Below are 16,367 nucleotides of genomic sequence, written 5' to 3'. Positions count from 1 at the left end.
GATGTTGATCAGTTGCGGGTGCCCGGTGTCCGGTGTGTGGGCCGATCCCCTGTCCGTGACCGGCTTCGCGATGCGGGCCGAGGAACTGGGCTACCACGGCATGTGGGCCTTCCAGCGACTGCTCGCCGGGGAGAACCAGAACCTGGAGCCGGTCTACCGCAGCGTGCTCGACCCCCTGCTCGCCCTGACCTACGCCTCGGCCCGCACGACCCGGATCCGCCTCGGCGTTGCCGTGATCAACCTGCCGTACGTCTCCCCGGCGTACCTGGCGAAGCAGGCCACCACCCTGGACGTGCTCTCCGGTGGGCGGTTCGATCTCGGACTCGGCACGGGCTGGTCCGACGTGGAGTTCGCGGCGACCGGCTCCGACCCGAATCCTCGGGGCCGCCGTACGGAGGAGTACCTCACCGTGTTGCGGGCCCTGTTCACCGGCGAGGCCGCAACCTTCGACGGCGAGTTCTACCGGGTGCCGCCGAGCACGATGGCCCCGCCGCCGGTGCAGCGCGGCGGACCTCCGATCCTGCTGGGGGGCGTCGCCGACAGTGCCCTGCGCCGGGCCGGCCGGATCGCCGCCGGCTGGGTGAGCAGCAGCCGTACGAGCCTGGAGGACATCGCGCGCGGCGTGCGGATCGTGCGCCGGGCCGCCGAGGACGCCGGCCGGGACCCTGACTCGGTCCGCATCGTCGTTCGTGGGGTGGTCCGTGCCGGGCTGCGCGACGAGGCGTTCCCGTTGTCGGGCACCTGGGAGCAGATCCGCGCCGGCGCGCAGCGGTACGCCGAGGCCGGCGTGACGGAGCTCTTCTACGACCTCAACTGGGATCCGTTCATCGGTTCGCCGGACGCCGACCCTCGCGCGGCGGGCGAGCGCGCCGAGCAGATCCTCACCGCCCTGGCACCGAACGGCTGAAACTTCTCCCGCATACGTGTCAGCCGGGGCCGCCGGCCCTTCCCGGGGGTCACGGCGGCCCCGCACCCTGGCGTCCATGAAGCGCTACCTCGCCGCCCTCGCCGCCATCGCCGCACTGTCCGGCTGCGGCGCCCTGCCCGCCACCGGCTCCCCGGCCGGTCCCCAGCCGACCCCGTCCTCCGACTCCGGACTCGGCGACTCCGGCAAGGACTCGAGCTCCGCCGAATCCGGCAAGGACTCCGGCGACATCCCGGATCCCTGCACCCTGCTGAGCGACGCCGAGGTCAAGAGCCTCACCGGGCGGGGCATCAGCCAGCGGGACGAGGACGGCGCCCAGGCGGGTGACGCCTCCCGGTTCTGCCAGTGGCAGCAGCCGGACGGTCAGCTCGCGGTGTTCCTGGCCCGCACCACCGAGTCGGACTTCGAGGTGAAGATCGCCGAGGCCGAGCCGGTGGACGGCGTCGGCGAGGACGCCTTCTCGCTCGCCGGCCACCTCTACGTCCTGCACGGCACGGTCTCGATCGACGTCTACTCGCGCGGCGACAGCGACGAGGAGAACATCGACAAGGCGAAGCGGATCGCCAAGGTCCTGATCCCCAAGATCTGACGACGGTACGCGGGAAAGGGGCGGCCTTGCGGCCGCCCCTGCCGTCCGTGCCTCGCCTACTCGAACGGGGTGAGCCTGATACCGATCGACGTCGGGTTGCCGTCGTGCACCAGCGACTCCTGGTTGGCGACGTCGTCGAAGGCGAACGCGTACGCCTTGCCGTCGACCATCTGCTCGTGGATCGCCTTCGCGTACTCGTTGGTCGGGTCGTTGCGGTAGAAGGTGGACGGGTCGGTGCTCGGCTCCGAGGCCTGCGTGCCCAGCGTGGTGCGCTGCAGGGCGGCGCAGAGGCTGCGCGCGATCGGGCCGACGACCAGGTCGTTGGGGGCGGCCAGGTTGCCGTCGCAGCCCCAGACGTTCGCGGTGGTGGGCTTCGTGAACGTGGCGACCTGCGCGCCGGTGGCGTCCCTGAAGGTCATGACGTCCCCGGCGGTCCGGCCCTTGAAGATCTTGTCCGGCTGGTCGGCGAACGGCTTCACCACCAGGTCGGTCGTGGCGTACGTGGCCCACGCCTCGTCGATGTACGAAGCCAGGTACGCGGGGTCGAACGAGCCGCCGTCGGCGCCCTTGCCGGGTGAGAGGACGCGCAGGACCGTACCGTCGGAACCGGTCTGGATCAGCTTGCTGAACTCGTCGTCGGCGCGCATGGCGTCCACGACGGCGTCGCGGCCGCCGGGCTTCAGCTCGCCGGTGGCGAGGGTCTGCCCGTTCGAGCCCGTCACGCTGACCTCGTGCGGCACGGCGAACATGTCCACCTGGGAGCTGTTGAGGAAGACGCCGGCGTCGTTGTAGGTGAACTCGCTCCAGTCGAACAGGACGTCGCTGTTGGCGTCGCCGGCCGCCCACGGCGCGGGCTGCACGAGGCCGCCGTCCTGGGTGAGCTTGAAGTCGAGCTTGTCGCCGAAGGACATGTACATGCGGCCGGACAGGCCGCGCGGGACACCGATGGTCTTGCTCGCCCCGTTCGCCGGACCGTCGATCGACACGTCCGGAGCCGGTACGGGCGGGTTGGCCCCGCCGCTCCACGGGGTGAAGGTGCCGGATTCGGTAACGTAGCCCAGCCTGCCCCCGGACTCGCCGAGGACGTACAGGTGCACGGCCTCACTGCGGCCGGAGTTGTTGGTGACCGTCAGCGGGAGGACGTCCGGCAAGGTCGCCGCCTGGGCGGCGGGGATGACCGCGATGGCAGCGGGGACGGCGACGACCGCCACGGCCAGTCCCAGCAAGGTTTTCCGATTGAGTCGCATACGCACTCCACGGTCCGGCCTCCGGTTCGGCGCGGGCCCGGCCGCGGGGCCGGAAGGGATCCCGCACCGGCCAGGAACGCTTCGGAGGCGGACGCGGGAAGGGGGATGCGTCCTGGCCGTCACGCTCCGCATCGCCAGGAGGCGTGAGAGCGCTCTCACCCACTGTGGTCCGCCGGTTCAAAGATGTCAACCAATACAATTCGCCCCGTACCACAGATAAAAATGTTTCGCACTCTCGATGAGAGTGCAGGTCAGAACCCATCCTGGGGACTATTCGGACGAAACCGCGCCTGATCACTGTGCGCTATCTCGTTCATCATCACAGTGCTGGGTTATTCTCTCGATCCGATGACTACGCCCGCCACACCCTCGCCGGGGGTCTACACCTCCCGGTCGAGGGTCACCCGCAACCGGGCCGCGCTCGCCGCGGCCGGGCTGGCGCTCGCCCTGCTCGGCTATCTGATCGGCCGCCTCCAGGGCGGCCCCACCGATCCGGCCCCCGCCGCGGCCGCGGTTCCGGCCGGCTCCTCCGCGTCACCCGCCCCGTCCGCGGAGCCGTCCTCGGAGCCGCCGCCGGCCCCGGAGGGCGGGACGGACGCGTACAGCACCATCCAGGCGGAGAGCGCCACCAACCAGCAGGGCGTGGAATACGAGGACACCGAGGACGACGGCGGCGGCCGGAACGTCGGCTGGGTGAACCGCGGCGACTGGCTGCGCTACGACCAGATCAACTTCGGCACGACCCCGGCCACCCACTTCGCGGCGCGGGTCTCGTCGGACGTCGGCGACGGCGTCACCGGGCAGCTGGAGCTCCACCTCGACACCCCGTCCAGCCCCGCGATCGGCGGCCTGACGGTGGGCAACCTCGGCGGCTGGCAGAGCTGGCAGACCCAGTCCACGGTGATCACACCGGTGACCGGCATGCACACGCTTTTCATCACGTTCTCGAGCGAGAGCGACACCGAGCTGCTGAACCTGAACTACTTCGCCTTCAGCCACTGACCGTCAGGCCATGCGGAAGTCCGCGAAGTCGAAGCCGGGCGACACCACACAGCTGACCAGAACCGGTTCGTCGCCGGCCGGGAAGGCGCTCTGCCACACCCCGGCCGGCACCAACGCCTGAGGAGCGCGCACGTCGAGGCGTACGGTCTCACCGGGCTCCCGCGGCTGCGTCCCGGCACCGCCGAGACGCAGCTCGAGCTCGCCGGAGTGCAGCAGCCACAGCTCGTCCGACGTGACCACGTGCCACGCCGAGGATTCGCCGGGCTGGAGCAGGAAGTAGATCGCGGTGGCGGCGGCGCGCGGGCCGGCGTACCCGGAAGGGTGGAAGACGACCGCGGACCGGAAGGTCTCGCGGAACCAGCCACCCTCGGGGTGGGGCTGCAGATCGAGGGCCTCGGCGAGCGGCGGTCGTATAGTCATGGCCCCTGGTCTACCCCAGTGCCCGTCGCCGACGCGAGCGAGGAGGACGACGCCCTGCTGATCGACTACTCCCACCCATCCTGGACCCACGAGACGACACACGCGCGCGTGCGCGGCCTGTCCCGCAACCCTGTTCTTCCGGAGACCCTGGCACGACGGCTCCTGAAACACCCGGCCGCCGACAGAGACGCCGCGGTAGCGTGCAGGCGCGAGTGGTCCGACGAACTCTTCGACATCGTCGCCGCCCATCCCGACGTCCGCGTCCGGGAGATGCTCGCCCAGTGCCACGGGGCGACCGCCGAGCAACGAGCCAGGATGGTCGACGACCCTGACCTCTGGGTGGTGATGGCGCTGGTCGAGAGGCAGTACATCCGGGAACCCCAGCCACTGCCGCCATGGGCGTACCGGAAACTGGCGGCGCAGCCCCGATTCAAGCGGAGGTTGCGGCTCTTGGACCCGATGGAGGTGTCGCCCGAGGCCGTTGCCGCGTTCGCCGACGTCGAGGACGACGAGATCGCCTCGTGGGCACGGGCCACGCGGGAGCCGGAACCGCAACCGCAACCGATGACCGCCGAGCAGGCCCGGATGATCGCCTCCGGCGACTCGGCCCGGCAGCGGGCGGCCATCGCGCTCGAGCCGGACCTGCCCGCCGACGTGGTGGCGACGCTGGCCGCGGATCCCGACCCGAAGGTCCGGACGTCCGTGTCGATGCGCCCCGAATTCAGCGAACAGCAACGCGCCGCGATCGGCTATCAGGTATCCACGGATGACCGCCTGCCCACGCTCGACTGGGTCCTCGACGCCGACGATGAGCAGTTGCAGCGCTGTGTGTCCTCGGCGCACCCGGGGGTGCGCCGAAGCGCCGCCTGCAACAAGAGGCTGACCGCGGACCAGATCGCCACGCTCGCCGCCGACGACGACTTCCCGGTTCGGTTGCTGCTGTGCGAGAACCACGACGCCGTTCCCACGGACCTCGTCGTACGCACTTTTCTGGAGGCCCGAGTCGTCACCCGGGGCCGACTGTTGCGGCATCCGGCGTTCGTCGGCGCGGACCTCACCCGCTACGCGGACTCACCGGACCGGAATGCGCGTGCCCTCGTCGTCCTCGACCGCCGGGCGCCGGCCGAGCTGATCGAACGCCTCAGCCGAGACGAGGAACCCGCTGTGCGCAGCTCGGTCGCCCACGACGCGCGGCTGTCCCAGGAGCGGCTGCTGGAGCTCTTCGAGGAACGGGAGACCACCGCGGCCGCCGCCGCCAACCCGAACCTGCCCGTCGAGCTCATGGCCGCGATCCTCGAGGCGCCGATCGCCTGTGTCGGCCCGCCGGAAGGTTCCGTCCCGGTGCCGTGACACACCACACCGACGCACGAATCATTGAGCGACATGAATTGTGAAACCCTCTGGACGCGCTCCGGCCGACTCCACGATCTCCGCCCGGTATGATCCCGTGCCGTGAACATCGGGCCGGCGACATGCCACGCACAGACGGGTTGCCCGGTGGGTAGCTGACCGGTCCGGGGGTGCCGTATCGGTACCCGGTTCAGATGGCGCGCGGGCCTCCCGCGATCGACTCTTCCAGGTTTGCTTCAGAGTCGTATCGAAGAGAGGTCACACCACATGGCAGCGAGTTTCAACCATACGATCATCGCCGCGGCAAACCGCGAGGAGTCCGCCCGCTTCTACCGGGACCTCCTGGAAGTCGCGGCGGCACCGTCCTGGGGCCCGTTCACGAACGTTCAGCTCAGCGACGGCGTGCTGCTCCAATTCGCCGAACCGCCGGTAGACATTCAGATGCAGCACTACGCCTTCCTGGTGGACGACGACTTGTTCGATCGGGCCTATGCCCGATTGAGCGACCATGGCGTCGAGCACTGGGCCGATCCTCAGATGCGCCGCCCCGGCGAGATCAACCACGAGCACGGCGGCCGCGGGTTCTACGTGAAGGATCCGGCGGGTCACGGGATCGAACTGATCACCCGCCCGTACCTGTAATCGGAGTCCCGGTCGGGCGCTCGACGGTGTGCCCGACCGGGTCCCCCCGGTCACCAGGAACCAGGGTTGTCGCACATATGTTCTAAGATGGCGCGGTGGCTGACCGGGCGACCATCCTGCACGCCGACCTCGACTCGTTCTACGCGTCGGTCGAGCAGCGTGACGACCCGGACCTGCGCGGCCGTCCCGTGCTGGTCGGCGGCGGGGTGGTGCTGGCCGCCAGCTACGAGGCGAAGGCCTTCGGCGTGCGTACGCCCATGGGCATCGCCCAGGCTCGCGCCCTATGCCCCCATGCGATCGTCGTCCCGCCGCGGATGAAGGCGTATTCGGCGGCGAGCAAGGCGGTTTTCGAGGTGTTCCGCGATACCACGCCGATCGTCGAGGGCATCTCCATCGACGAGGCCTTCCTGGAGGTCGGCGGCCTGGCGCGGATCCGGGGCACTCCCGCCTCGATCGCCGCGGAGCTGCGGGCGCAGGTGCGGGAGCGGGTGGGGCTGCCCATCACCGTGGGTGTGGCCCGCACCAAGTTCCTGGCCAAGGTGGCGAGCGGGGTCGGCAAGCCGGACGGGCTGCTCGTCGTGGCACCCGGGGAGGAGCTGGCGTTCCTGCACCCGCTGCCGGTCGAGCGGCTGTGGGGCGTCGGCCCGATCACCGCCGGGAAGTTGCGGGACCGGCAGATCCGCACGGTCGGGCACGTGGCCCGGATCGGCGAGGCGGCCCTGGTGGCGATCCTCGGTGCGCACGCCGGGCGGCACCTGCACGCTCTGGCGCACAACCGCGACCCGCGGCGGGTGCGCGTCGGGCACCGGCGTGGCTCGATCGGGTCGCAGTGCGCGCTCGGGCGGCGGCCGCGGCCGTTCGCGGAGATCGACGCGACGCTCGCCGCGCTGGTCGACCGGGTCACCCGGCGGATGCGGGCGGCGGAGCGGGCCGGGCGGACCGTGACGCTGCGGCTGCGTTTCGGTGACTTCACCCGGGCGACCCGCTCCCGGAGCCTGCTCAAGGCGACGATGCAGACCCGGGCGATCCTGGAGACCGCCCGGAGCCTACTCGTGGCCGCCCGGCCACTGATCGAGGAGCGGGGCATCACGCTGGTCGGGGTCGCGGTGGGCAACTTGGACAGCGACGGTGCCGTGCAGCTCGAGCTGCCGTTCGAGGATCCGCACGACGACAGCCTCGACACCGCCCTCGACGCCGTACGCGACCGGTTCGGGTCCGGATCCGTCACTCGTGCGGCGTCGCTGGGGCGCGAGCTGAACCCGTCCGTACCGATCCTGCCCGATTGATCAGAGCCCCAGCTGGGCGCGGCCGACGGCGGTGAGCTCGTCGGCGGTGGGGCGGCCCACCCAGTTCACCTCGTAGTCCTCGGCCGCGAAGTCGCTGGGGCTGACTCCCTTGAGGAACGCCTGCCCACACGCGGCGGCGTACGCGGCGTTCTTCTCGCACCACGGGCTGGCCGGGATGTACATGACGTTGCCCCAGCCCTTCTGGTCCTGGACCGCGCCCACCGAATGGATCATGTCGCCGTGCCACCAGACCGTGTCGCCCGGCTCGACCGCGGGGATCGGGGTCAGCGCGGGCGTCAGCACCGGATGCCAGCGCTCGCTGATGGGCAGGGCCTGGCCGTTCGCCGCGCCGCAGAGGTCGTCGTCGGCGACGTCGTCCTGCAGCGCGCGCAGCAGCAGGTAGGGCATGGCGCCCGGGATCGGGACCACGTGCAGCACGCCCTCGGTGGGGGCCATGTCGGACAGCGCGGTCCAGCCCTGGAAGGTACGGAATGCCGAGCACATCACCGTCGACTCGTACTCGTGGACCTCGGTGCGGTAGGCGCCGTCCCACGGGTCGTACGCGTCGACGTCGCCGCTGAAGACGTGCCGGAACACGTTCTGGTAGGCCGGGAGCAGCCAGCGCTCGATCGAACCGGAGTCGGTGTGCGGCGACAGGCCGGCCGAGTTGCTGCCCGGCTCGCGCCGCCGGACCCGGTCCGGGTAGGCGGTGTCGCGGTGGGGATCGAACCACACCCGGCCCTCGGACTCGTGCTTCCAGAAGGAGTTGAGGAAGCCGCGGACCGCGACCATGGCGTCGTCCTCGCGGGCCTCCATCTGCGGCCGCGACCAGTAGATCGGGAAGATGGACGGCTTGCCTGCGGCCAGCCCGCCGAAGATGCCGTCGTCCAGGTAACGGTAGGTGCCGGCGAAGTCGTTGCGATCCAGGTACGAGACGAGCTCCGCATCCCACGCCTCGGCACGCTCACGCGGGAACGTGCCCTTGACGATCGCGCAGCCGCGGCGGCGTACGGCCTCCATCAGCTCGGCCGGGACCGTGCCGGCGGCGATGTCGGCGTACTGCACGACGGGCCAGATCTCCTCGCCGGCGTCGCGGCGGGCGACGAGGTCGGCCACCTCGGCGCGCATGAGCTCCTCGGCGCGGGCGAAGGCACCGGCGTAGTCGCCGATCCGGGCCCGCAGGGTGGTCTTCGTGTCGCGGATCGCGGCGGTGATGTCGGCCGGTGCGGTGGTCATCGTCCTGCCTCCTGCAGATTTGATTAGGTGACCTAACTAGAAGCTTGACCTAATGTAAGAGGCGAAGGCCGAAGATCACAAGGGGTGGGTACGCGTGACTGTCCGGGCCCTGCCGCAGACCGTGCTGCGCGAGGCCACCGACCGACGGCTGCTCGACGAGACCATCCGCCAGGGCCGTACTACCCGGGCCGAGCTCGCCGACGTGACCGGGTACTCCCGGCCGACGGTGTCCGAGGCGGTGCGGCGGCTGGTCGAGGTGGGTCTGCTCGACGCGACCGGCCTCAAGGAGACCGGGCGTCGCGGGCGGGTCGGCACGTTCTACTCGCTGGGCGCGCGGGCCGGGTGGGTCCTCGCGCTCGAGCTCGACCAGTCCGGCGTGCACGCCCGCGCCGCCGACCTGGCCGGCCACACCCTCGAGGAGGTGCGGCGGCCACCGACCCCGCCCGGCGACGTGGATGCGCTGGTCGCGAGCGTACGGGCGGTGGTGGACGAGATCACCGGCGCCGAGGGCCCGCTGCGGGCGGTCGGCGTCTCGGTCGCCAACCCGGTCGATCCGGTCACCCACCAGACGGTGCCGCTGGCGGGGACGCCGTTCCCCGAGGGCCTGCTGAGCCCCACGGAGATGATCGGCGACCTGGTCTCCGCCCCGATCCTGGTGGACAACGACGTCAACCTGGCCGCGCTCGCCGAGCACCGCTGCGGGCAGGCCGCCGGGGCGTCGAGCTTCGCGTACGTCTACGTCGGCGCCGGCCTCGGCGTCGGCCTCTACATCGGCGACCAGCTGATCCGCGGCGCCCACGGCCTCGCCGGCGAGATCGGCTACCTGCCCGGCACCTCGGCCGCCACGCTCGCCGGGGACCTCGCATCCCGGGGCCTCGCGAGGTCGGACGCACCGTCCAACGACGTCGCGGCGGTGGTGCGGGCGCTGGACCGCGGCGACGAACGCATTCTCTCCGTGCTCGCCGAGGCGGCGGGACGGGCGATCATCTCGGTGGCGGCGGTCGTGGATCCGGAGCTGGTGCTGCTCGGCGGCCCGGTGGGCACCCATCCCGCGCTGCTCCCCCGGGTCCGCGACGGCCTGACGTTCCCCGGCCCGCTGCGGCTGGAACACGGCACCCTCGGCACGGAGGCCGCCCTCGCCGGCGCCCTGCAGCTGGCCGTCGAGCACGCCCGGGCGGCAGCCGTCGCCGGCTGAGCGGTTCACCCGCGGCGGACCTCCGGCGAGGGTGCACAGGCCGGTGGGGCAGACTGCACGGCGTGCGGAAGATCTACGTCATCGGAATCGGGGCCGGCGACCCCGACCACCTGACCCTGCAGGCAGCCAAGGCGATCGGCCGGACCGACGTGTTCTTCCTGCTCGACAAGGGCGAGGCCAAGGAGAGCATGATCGAGCTCCGGCGGCGGGTGCTCAAGGCGTACGGGAAACCCGGCCGCCGCATCGCCGAGGGCCGCGACCCGGACCGGGACCGCACCCCCGCCGACTACGAGGGGACGATCGCCGACTGGCGGCACCGCCGCTCGGAGGTGACCGAGGCCCTGATCCGCGAGCACCTGCTCGAGGACGAGACCGGCGCCTTCCTCGTCTGGGGCGACCCGTCCCTGTACGACTCGACGATCGCCATCCTCGACGAGATCCTGACCCGCGGCGGGACCCGCTTCGACTACGAGGTCATCCCGGGCATCTCCAGCGTCTCGGCGCTGGCGGCCAAGCACCGGATCGGCGTGAACCGGGTCGGGCAGCCGTTCCAGGTGACGACCGGCCGCCGGCTCGCCGAGGAGTGGCCGGCGAACGTCGACGACGTGATCGTGATGCTCGACGCCCACCAGACCTTCGGGGTGGTGGACGCCGAGAACGTCGACATCTACTGGGGGGCGTACATCGGCACGCCGGACGAGCTGCTGGTCTCCGGGCCGCTGGCGGAGGTCGCCGACGAGATCCGCCGGGTCCGCGCCGAGGCCCGCGAGCGGCACGGCTGGATCATGGACACGTACCTGCTGCGCCGCCGCTAGGCGTCGCCCTCGAGGTCGCCCTCGGTCTCCAGGTAGACCTGCTGCAGGGCGGCCAGCGTGTCCGGGTCCGGGGCCTCCCACAGCTTGCGGTCCGCCGCCTCCAGCAGGCGCTCCGTGATGCCGTGCAGCGCCCACGGGTTCGACTGGGTCATGAACTTCTGGTTCTCCGGATCCAGCACGTAGTTCGCCGCGAGCTGCTCGTACATCCAGTCCGCGACCACGCCGGCCGTGGCGTCGTACCCGAAGAGGTAGTCGACCGTCGCGGCCAGCTCGAAGGCGCCCTTGTAGCCGTGCCGGCGCATCGCCGCGATCCAGCGGGGGTTCACCACCCGGGCCCGGAAGATCCGGGCGGTCTCCTCGGTCAGGCTGCGGGTCCGCGCCGCGTCCGGGTTGGTGGAATCCCCGATGTACGCGGCCGGCGCGCGTCCGGTCAGCGCCCGTACGGTGGCGATCATCCCGCCGTGGTACTGGAAGTAGTCGTCGGAGTCGGCGATGTCGTGCTCGCGCGTGTCGATGTTCTTCGCCGCCACCTCGATGCGCTTGTACGCGGTCTCCATGTCCGCGCGCGCCTCGACCCCGTCCAGATCCCGGCCGTAGGCGAAGCCGCCCCAGACCGCGTACACCTCGGCGAGGTCGGCGTCGCCGCGCCAGTTGCGGCTGTCGATCAGCGGGAGGATGCCGGCGCCGTACGCGCCCGGCCGCGAGCCGAAGATGCGGGTGGTCGCCTGCCGCCAGCTCTTGCCGTCCTCGGCGTCGGCGAGCGCGTGGGCGCGGACGAAGTTCTGCTCCGGCGTCTCGTCCAGGCCGGCGACCAGCCCGAACGCGTCGTCGAGCAGGGCCACCACGTGCGGGAAGGCGTCGCGGAAGAAGCCGGAGATGCGTACGGTCACGTCGATGCGCGGCCGGCCCAGCTCCGCCAGGCTGATCGGCTCGATGCCGGTGACCCGCCGCGAGGCCGCGTCCCACACGGGGCGTACGCCGAGCAGAGCCAGGATCTCGGCGATGTCGTCACCGGCGGTGCGCATGGCGCTGGTCCCCCAGGCCGAGAGGCCGACCGACTTCGGCCAGTCGCCGTAGTCCTCGCGATAGCGCTTGAGCAGCGAATCGGCCATCGCCTGGCCGGTCTCCCAGGCCAGCGCGCTGGGGATCGCCTTCGGGTCCACGGAGTAGAAGTTGCGGCCGGTCGGCAGCACGTTGATCAGCCCGCGCAGCGGCGAACCGCTCGGCCCGGCCGGCACGTACCCGCCGTCGAGGGCGTGCAGGACGTTCGTCAGCTCGTCGGTGGTGCGCGCGAGCCGCGGCACGACCTCCCGGGCGGCGAAGGCCAGGATCTCGCGAACCTGCGCGTCGTCCGTGATGTCCGGGACGTCCTCGGGCCAGCCGGCCTCCTCCATCGCCGTCACCAGCGCCCGCGCGCGGGCCTCGACGGCGTCCGTCTCCGCGGTGGAGGCGTCCTCGCCCAGCCCGAGCGCCTCCCGCAGGCCCGGGAGCGCCGCGACCTGGCCCGCCCACATCTGCTTGGCGCGCAGCATGGCCAGCACCAGGTTGATCCGGGCCTCGCCGGCCGGCGCCTCGCCCAGCACGTGCAGGCCGTCGCGGATCTGCACGTCCTTGACCTCGCACAGCCAGCCGTCGACGTGCAGCAGGAAGTCGTCGAACTCCTCGTCGCCGGGCCGGTTCTCCAGGCCCAGGTCGTGGTCCATCTTCGCCGCCTGGATCAGCGTCCAGATCTGCGCGCGGATGGCCGGCAGCTTCGCCGGGTCGAGCGCCGCGATGTTCGCGTGCTCGTCGAGCAGCTGCTCCAGGCGGGCGATGTCGCCGTACGACTCGGCCCGCGCCATCGGCGGGATGAGGTGGTCGACCAGGGTCGCGTGCGCCCGGCGCTTCGCCTGGGTGCCCTCCCCCGGGTCGTTGACCAGGAACGGGTAGATCAGCGGCAGGTCGCCCAGCGCCGCGTCGGTGCCGTCCGCGGCGGACATGCCGACGTTCTTGCCGGGCAGCCACTCGAGGTTGCCGTGCTTGCCGACGTGCACCACCGCATGCGCGCCGAACTCGTCGGCCAGCCACCTGTACGCGGCCAGATAGTGATGGCTCGGCGGCAGGTCGGGATCGTGGTAGATGGCGACGGGATTGGCGCCGAACCCGCGCGGCGGCTGCACCATCACCACGGTGTTCTCGTCCCGCAGCGCGGCGAGCACGATGTCGCCGTTGTCCACATAGAGCTCGCCGGGCGGCGGGCCCCAGTGCCGCTCCATCGACTCCCGCAGGTCGGCGTCGAGGGTCGCGAACCAGGCCGCGTACGCCTCCCCGCTGATCCGGACGGTGTTGCTCTCCAGCTGCTCCTCGGTCAGCCAGTCCGGGTCCTGCCCACCGGCCGCGATCAGCGCGTGGATGAGCGCATCACCGTCCTGCTCCGCGACGCCGGGGAAGCCGCCGATGCGGTAGCCACGCTCCCCCAGCGCGGCCAGCAGCCGTACCGTCGAAGCGGGGGTGTCCAACCCGACCGCGTTGCCGATCCGCGAGTGCTTGGTGGGATACGCCGACAGCATCACCACGATGCGGCGTTCGGCGGGCGGCACGTGCCGAAGCCGGGCGTGGGCCACGGCGATGCCGGCCACCCGGGCGGCGCGCTCAGCGTCGGGGACGTACACGGAGAGCCCGTCGCGGTCGATCTCCTTGAAGCTGAACGGGACGCTGATGATCCGGCCGTCGAACTCGGGGATCGCGACCTGGGTGGCGGCGTCCAGCGGGGACAGCCCGTCGTCGCTGGCCTCCCATGCCTCGCGGCTGCTGGTCAGGCAGAGCCCCTGGAGGATCGGCACGTCGAGGTCGGCGAGCACCCCGACGTCCCACGCCTCGTCGTCACCGCCGGCGCCGACCGTCGCGGGTTTCGTGCCGCCTGCGGCGAGCACGGTCACGACCAGGGCGTCCGCCTTGCGCAACTCGGTCAGGAGCTCTGCTGAGGCCGTACGCAAAGAAGCGGTGAAGATCGGAAGCGGCCGCGCACCCTTCGCCTCGATCGCCTGGCAGAGGGCCTCGACGAACGCCGTGTTGCCGGCCATGTGGTGGGCCCGGTAGTAGAGCACGGCCACGGTCGGACCGTCGTTCCCGGCGGCGTCGCGCTCGAGCACACCCCAGTCGGGGGCGGGCACGGGCGCCGCGAAGCCGTTGCCGGTCAGCAGGATGGTGTCCGACAGGAAGTCGTGCAGGGCGGCGAGGTTGTCCGCACCCCCGTACGCGAGGTAGCCGTGAGCTTCGGCCGCGACGCCGGCGGGCACGGTGGAGAGCTTCATCAGGTCGGCGTCGGGAGCCTGCTCGCCGCCGAGCACCACGACCGGGACCGGCCCGGCGAGCAGCGCGTCGAGCCCCTCCTCCCAGGCCCGGCGTCCGCCCAGGATCCGCACGACGACCAGGTCGACGCCGTCGGTGAGGGCGGGCAGGTCGGTCAGCGCGGTCCGGGCCGGGTTGCCCAGGCGCCATTCGCGGCCACCGGCCCGGGCGCTGAGCAGGTCGGTGTCGGAGGTCGACAGCAGCAGAAACACGGCTCTCCCCTCGGGGTCCGCGCCCCGGGTCGAAGGAATACACGGCGACCGGAGTTCCTGGCTCCCGGAGCGGATCCGGTGACAGTGGCGGGACCGCGCCGGACTCGCACCGGCTTCCTCCGCGGCGTCGCCGCACGTGGCCTCCCACTCTGCCGACCGCCGCACGCCGCGTCAACGTGACGGGTTGTGACGATCCTGACCGGGTGTCGCTTCCGGCCGCGGGCGCGGATGTGAGGATGCCGACCGGCCGCGGGAAAGTGTCGGGGGCGGTCCGTAGTATCCGGGCCGTGTCCTCCCCCCTCGCCCGTCCCGCCGCCGATGCCTGTCCCGGGGCGCTGCGGTTGCACGATGCCGCCGACGGGCCGTTGGCCCGGGTCCGCATCCCCGGCGGCCGCGTCACCGGCGCCCAGCTCGGCGCCGTGCGCGAGCTCGCCGAGGAGTGGGGTGACGGGCACGTCGAACTGACCAGCCGTGCCAACCTGCAGCTCCGGGCGCTCGGCGGAGCCCCGCCGGCCCGGCTCGCGGAACGGCTGGCGGCGGCCGGTCTGCTGCCCTCGCCGACGCACGAGCTGGTCCGCAACATCGCCGGATCGCCGCTGCTGAGCGACCCGGCACCGGTCGTCGCGCTCGACGCGGCGCTGTGCGCGGATCCGGCCCTCGCCGCCCTGCCCGGTCGCTTCCTGTTCGCCGTCGACGACGGCAGCGGCGACGTGGCGTTCTCCGCCGATGTGGCGGCGCTGCCGACCGGTGCGGTCCTCTTCGCGGGGCGCGACCTCGGCCTTCGCGCGCCCGGCCAGGCGGTTCCCGCCCTGCTCGCGGCCGCTCACGCCTTCCTCGCCCTCGCCGAGCAGGACGCATCGGCCGGCGGCCGGCGACCGTGGCGGGTGCGCGAGCTGGCGGACGGGCCCGCTCGCATGGCGGCCACCACGGCCGCGGCCCTGGGCGTCACGCTGCTCGAGCCTGATCCGTCCCTGCGGCGGCCGTCCCCGCGCGAGCCGATCGGGGTGATCCCGCAGCACGGCGGCCGGATGGCCGTGGGAGCCCTCGTTCCGCTCGGGCGCCTGGGCGGGGCCGCGCTCCGGACTCTCGAGACGGCTCGTGAGCTGGTCATCACCCCGTGGCGAGGCGTGGTCGTGCCCGGCCTGCCACCGGAAGAGGCCGACGCGTGGGTGCGTAAGCTCGCCGGGGCCGCGCTGGAGGTCGGCGCGGATTCGCGCTGGGCGGGCGTCACCGCCTGCGCCGGGAAGCCGGGATGCGCGAAGTCCCTCGCGGACGTGCGGTGGGATGCCGATGCGGCGACAAGGCCCGGTTCCGGCCTGCCCGTGCACTGGGTGGGCTGCGCGCGGGGCTGCGGCAGCCCGGCCGGTCCGCACGTGCGCGTCGAGGCGACCGGGGCCGGCTACGCCGTGGTGCGGAGGCCGGGGGACGACGAGCAGGCGGCGGCACCCGTGCCGGTCGCCGAGGTGGCGGCGGTCATCGCCGCCCTGAGGAAGGGTTGAGATGGAGTACGTGCGCGACGGCGCGGAGATCTATCGGCGGTCGTTCGCGACCATCCGGGCCGAGGCCGACCTGTCCGGCCTGCCCGCCGACGTCGCGCGGGTCGCGGTCCGGATGATCCACGCCTGCGGGATGGTGGACCTGGTCCGCGACATCGCGTACAGCCCGGGGGTGGTGACCGCCGCGCGCAAGGCCCTGCTCGGTGGTGCGCCGATCCTCTGCGACGCCCAGATGGTGGCGTCCGGGGTGACCCGCAAGCGGCTGCCCGCGGACAACGAGGTCGTCTGCACGCTGCGGGATCCGGCCGTGCCGGAGCTGGCCACCGCGATCGGCAACACTCGCAGCGCGGCGGCGCTCGACCTGTGGGGTGACCGGCTGGGCGGCGCCGTCGTGGCGATCGGCAACGCCCCGACCGCCCTGTTCCGGCTGCTGGAGCTCATGGCCGCGGGTGCGCCGCGGCCGGCCGCGGTGCTGGGCATCCCGGTCGGCTTCATCGGTGCGGCCGAGTCGAAGGACGCGCTGGCGGAGTCCGGTCTCGAGTATCTGATCGTCCGCGGGCGCCGGGGCGGCAGCGCGATCACGGCGGCCGCGGTCAACGCGCTCGCCTCGGAGGAGGAGTGA

The 16,367-nt window shown here is 72.2% G+C and carries 14 protein-coding genes and 1 riboswitch; of the genes, 10 read left to right on the top strand and 4 right to left on the bottom strand.

The window, feature by feature from the left end; translation table 11 throughout:
• Position 1: 1 nt before the first annotated feature.
• Together ACIBO8_RS15145 and ACIBO8_RS15140 are read left to right on the top strand one after the other, a co-directional pair.
• Entirely contained in the window at positions 2 to 907 is a 906-nt protein-coding gene (locus ACIBO8_RS15145) for a TIGR03619 family F420-dependent LLM class oxidoreductase (RefSeq protein ID WP_396115789.1), read from the top strand.
• 76 nt (positions 908 to 983) lie between these two features.
• Positions 984 to 1,514, top strand: a complete 531-nt coding sequence (locus ACIBO8_RS15140) for a DUF3558 family protein (protein WP_396115788.1) — start codon at positions 984 to 986, stop codon at positions 1,512 to 1,514.
• Positions 1,515 to 1,570: 56 nt separating this feature from the next.
• Here the strand turns inward: ACIBO8_RS15140 and ACIBO8_RS15135 are convergent, their stop codons facing one another.
• Positions 1,571 to 2,761 (bottom strand): beta-1,3-glucanase family protein, encoded by a 1,191-nt coding sequence (locus ACIBO8_RS15135; protein ID WP_396115787.1) that lies wholly within the window; start codon positions 2,759 to 2,761, stop codon positions 1,571 to 1,573.
• 348 nt (positions 2,762 to 3,109) lie between these two features.
• On the opposite strand from ACIBO8_RS15135, the gene ACIBO8_RS15130 reads away from it, so the two are divergent.
• A complete protein-coding gene (locus tag ACIBO8_RS15130; protein WP_396115786.1) occupies positions 3,110 to 3,763 on the top strand; it encodes a carbohydrate-binding protein in 654 nt (217 codons plus the stop codon).
• Between the two features lie 3 nt (positions 3,764 to 3,766).
• Here ACIBO8_RS15130 and ACIBO8_RS15125 read toward each other — a convergent pair whose 3' ends face one another.
• Positions 3,767 to 4,183 carry a cupin domain-containing protein gene (locus tag ACIBO8_RS15125; protein ID WP_396115785.1) on the bottom strand — a complete coding sequence of 139 codons (417 nt, stop codon included), beginning with the start codon at positions 4,181 to 4,183 and terminating at the stop codon, positions 3,767 to 3,769.
• Positions 4,184 to 4,201: 18 nt separating this feature from the next.
• Between ACIBO8_RS15125 and ACIBO8_RS15120 the strand changes: the two genes are divergently transcribed.
• From ACIBO8_RS15120 to dinB, 3 genes are all read left to right on the top strand, one after another.
• Positions 4,202 to 5,533 carry a hypothetical protein gene (locus tag ACIBO8_RS15120; RefSeq protein WP_396115784.1) on the top strand — a complete coding sequence of 444 codons (1,332 nt, stop codon included), beginning with the start codon at positions 4,202 to 4,204 and terminating at the stop codon, positions 5,531 to 5,533.
• 267 nt (positions 5,534 to 5,800) lie between these two features.
• Positions 5,801 to 6,175, top strand: coding sequence for a VOC family protein (locus ACIBO8_RS15115; RefSeq protein WP_396115783.1), 375 nt, complete (start codon positions 5,801 to 5,803; stop codon positions 6,173 to 6,175).
• A 95-nt stretch (positions 6,176 to 6,270) separates the two neighbouring features.
• Entirely contained in the window at positions 6,271 to 7,461 is a 1,191-nt protein-coding gene (gene dinB / locus ACIBO8_RS15110; protein WP_396115782.1) for a DNA polymerase IV, read from the top strand.
• Here dinB and ACIBO8_RS15105 read toward each other — a convergent pair whose 3' ends face one another.
• Positions 7,462 to 8,697 (bottom strand): YbiU family protein, encoded by a 1,236-nt coding sequence (locus ACIBO8_RS15105; protein WP_396115781.1) that lies wholly within the window; start codon positions 8,695 to 8,697, stop codon positions 7,462 to 7,464.
• 94 nt (positions 8,698 to 8,791) lie between these two features.
• On the opposite strand from ACIBO8_RS15105, the gene ACIBO8_RS15100 reads away from it, so the two are divergent.
• Both ACIBO8_RS15100 and cobF read left to right on the top strand, forming a co-directional pair.
• Positions 8,792 to 9,892, top strand: coding sequence for an ROK family protein (locus tag ACIBO8_RS15100; protein WP_396115780.1), 1,101 nt, complete (start codon positions 8,792 to 8,794; stop codon positions 9,890 to 9,892).
• Between the two features lie 62 nt (positions 9,893 to 9,954).
• Entirely contained in the window at positions 9,955 to 10,707 is a 753-nt protein-coding gene (gene cobF / locus ACIBO8_RS15095; RefSeq protein WP_396115779.1) for a precorrin-6A synthase (deacetylating), read from the top strand.
• On the opposite strand, the gene cobN is transcribed toward cobF, so the two are convergent.
• On the bottom strand, positions 10,704 to 14,249 hold the full coding sequence (gene cobN / locus ACIBO8_RS15090; protein WP_396115778.1) for a cobaltochelatase subunit CobN: 3,546 nt from the start codon (positions 14,247 to 14,249) through the stop codon (positions 10,704 to 10,706). The genes cobF and cobN overlap by 4 nt on opposite strands.
• A 51-nt stretch (positions 14,250 to 14,300) precedes the next feature.
• Positions 14,301 to 14,369: riboswitch (cobalamin riboswitch) on the bottom strand.
• Between the two features lie 167 nt (positions 14,370 to 14,536).
• Here cobN and ACIBO8_RS15085 point away from each other — a divergent pair.
• Together ACIBO8_RS15085 and ACIBO8_RS15080 are read left to right on the top strand one after the other, a co-directional pair.
• Complete coding sequence (locus ACIBO8_RS15085; protein ID WP_396115777.1) at positions 14,537 to 15,748, top strand: precorrin-3B synthase; 1,212 nt, start codon at positions 14,537 to 14,539, stop codon at positions 15,746 to 15,748.
• 1 nt (position 15,749) lies between these two features.
• Positions 15,750 to 16,367 (top strand): precorrin-8X methylmutase, encoded by a 618-nt coding sequence (locus ACIBO8_RS15080; protein WP_396115776.1) that lies wholly within the window; start codon positions 15,750 to 15,752, stop codon positions 16,365 to 16,367.

The sequence above is a fragment of the Actinoplanes sp. NPDC049681 genome, assembly GCF_044465265.1.
GTDB lineage: Bacteria > Actinomycetota > Actinomycetes > Mycobacteriales > Micromonosporaceae > Actinoplanes.
The sequence above is the reverse complement of the archived record's forward strand: the minus strand, read 5'-3'. Positions and strand labels throughout refer to the sequence as shown.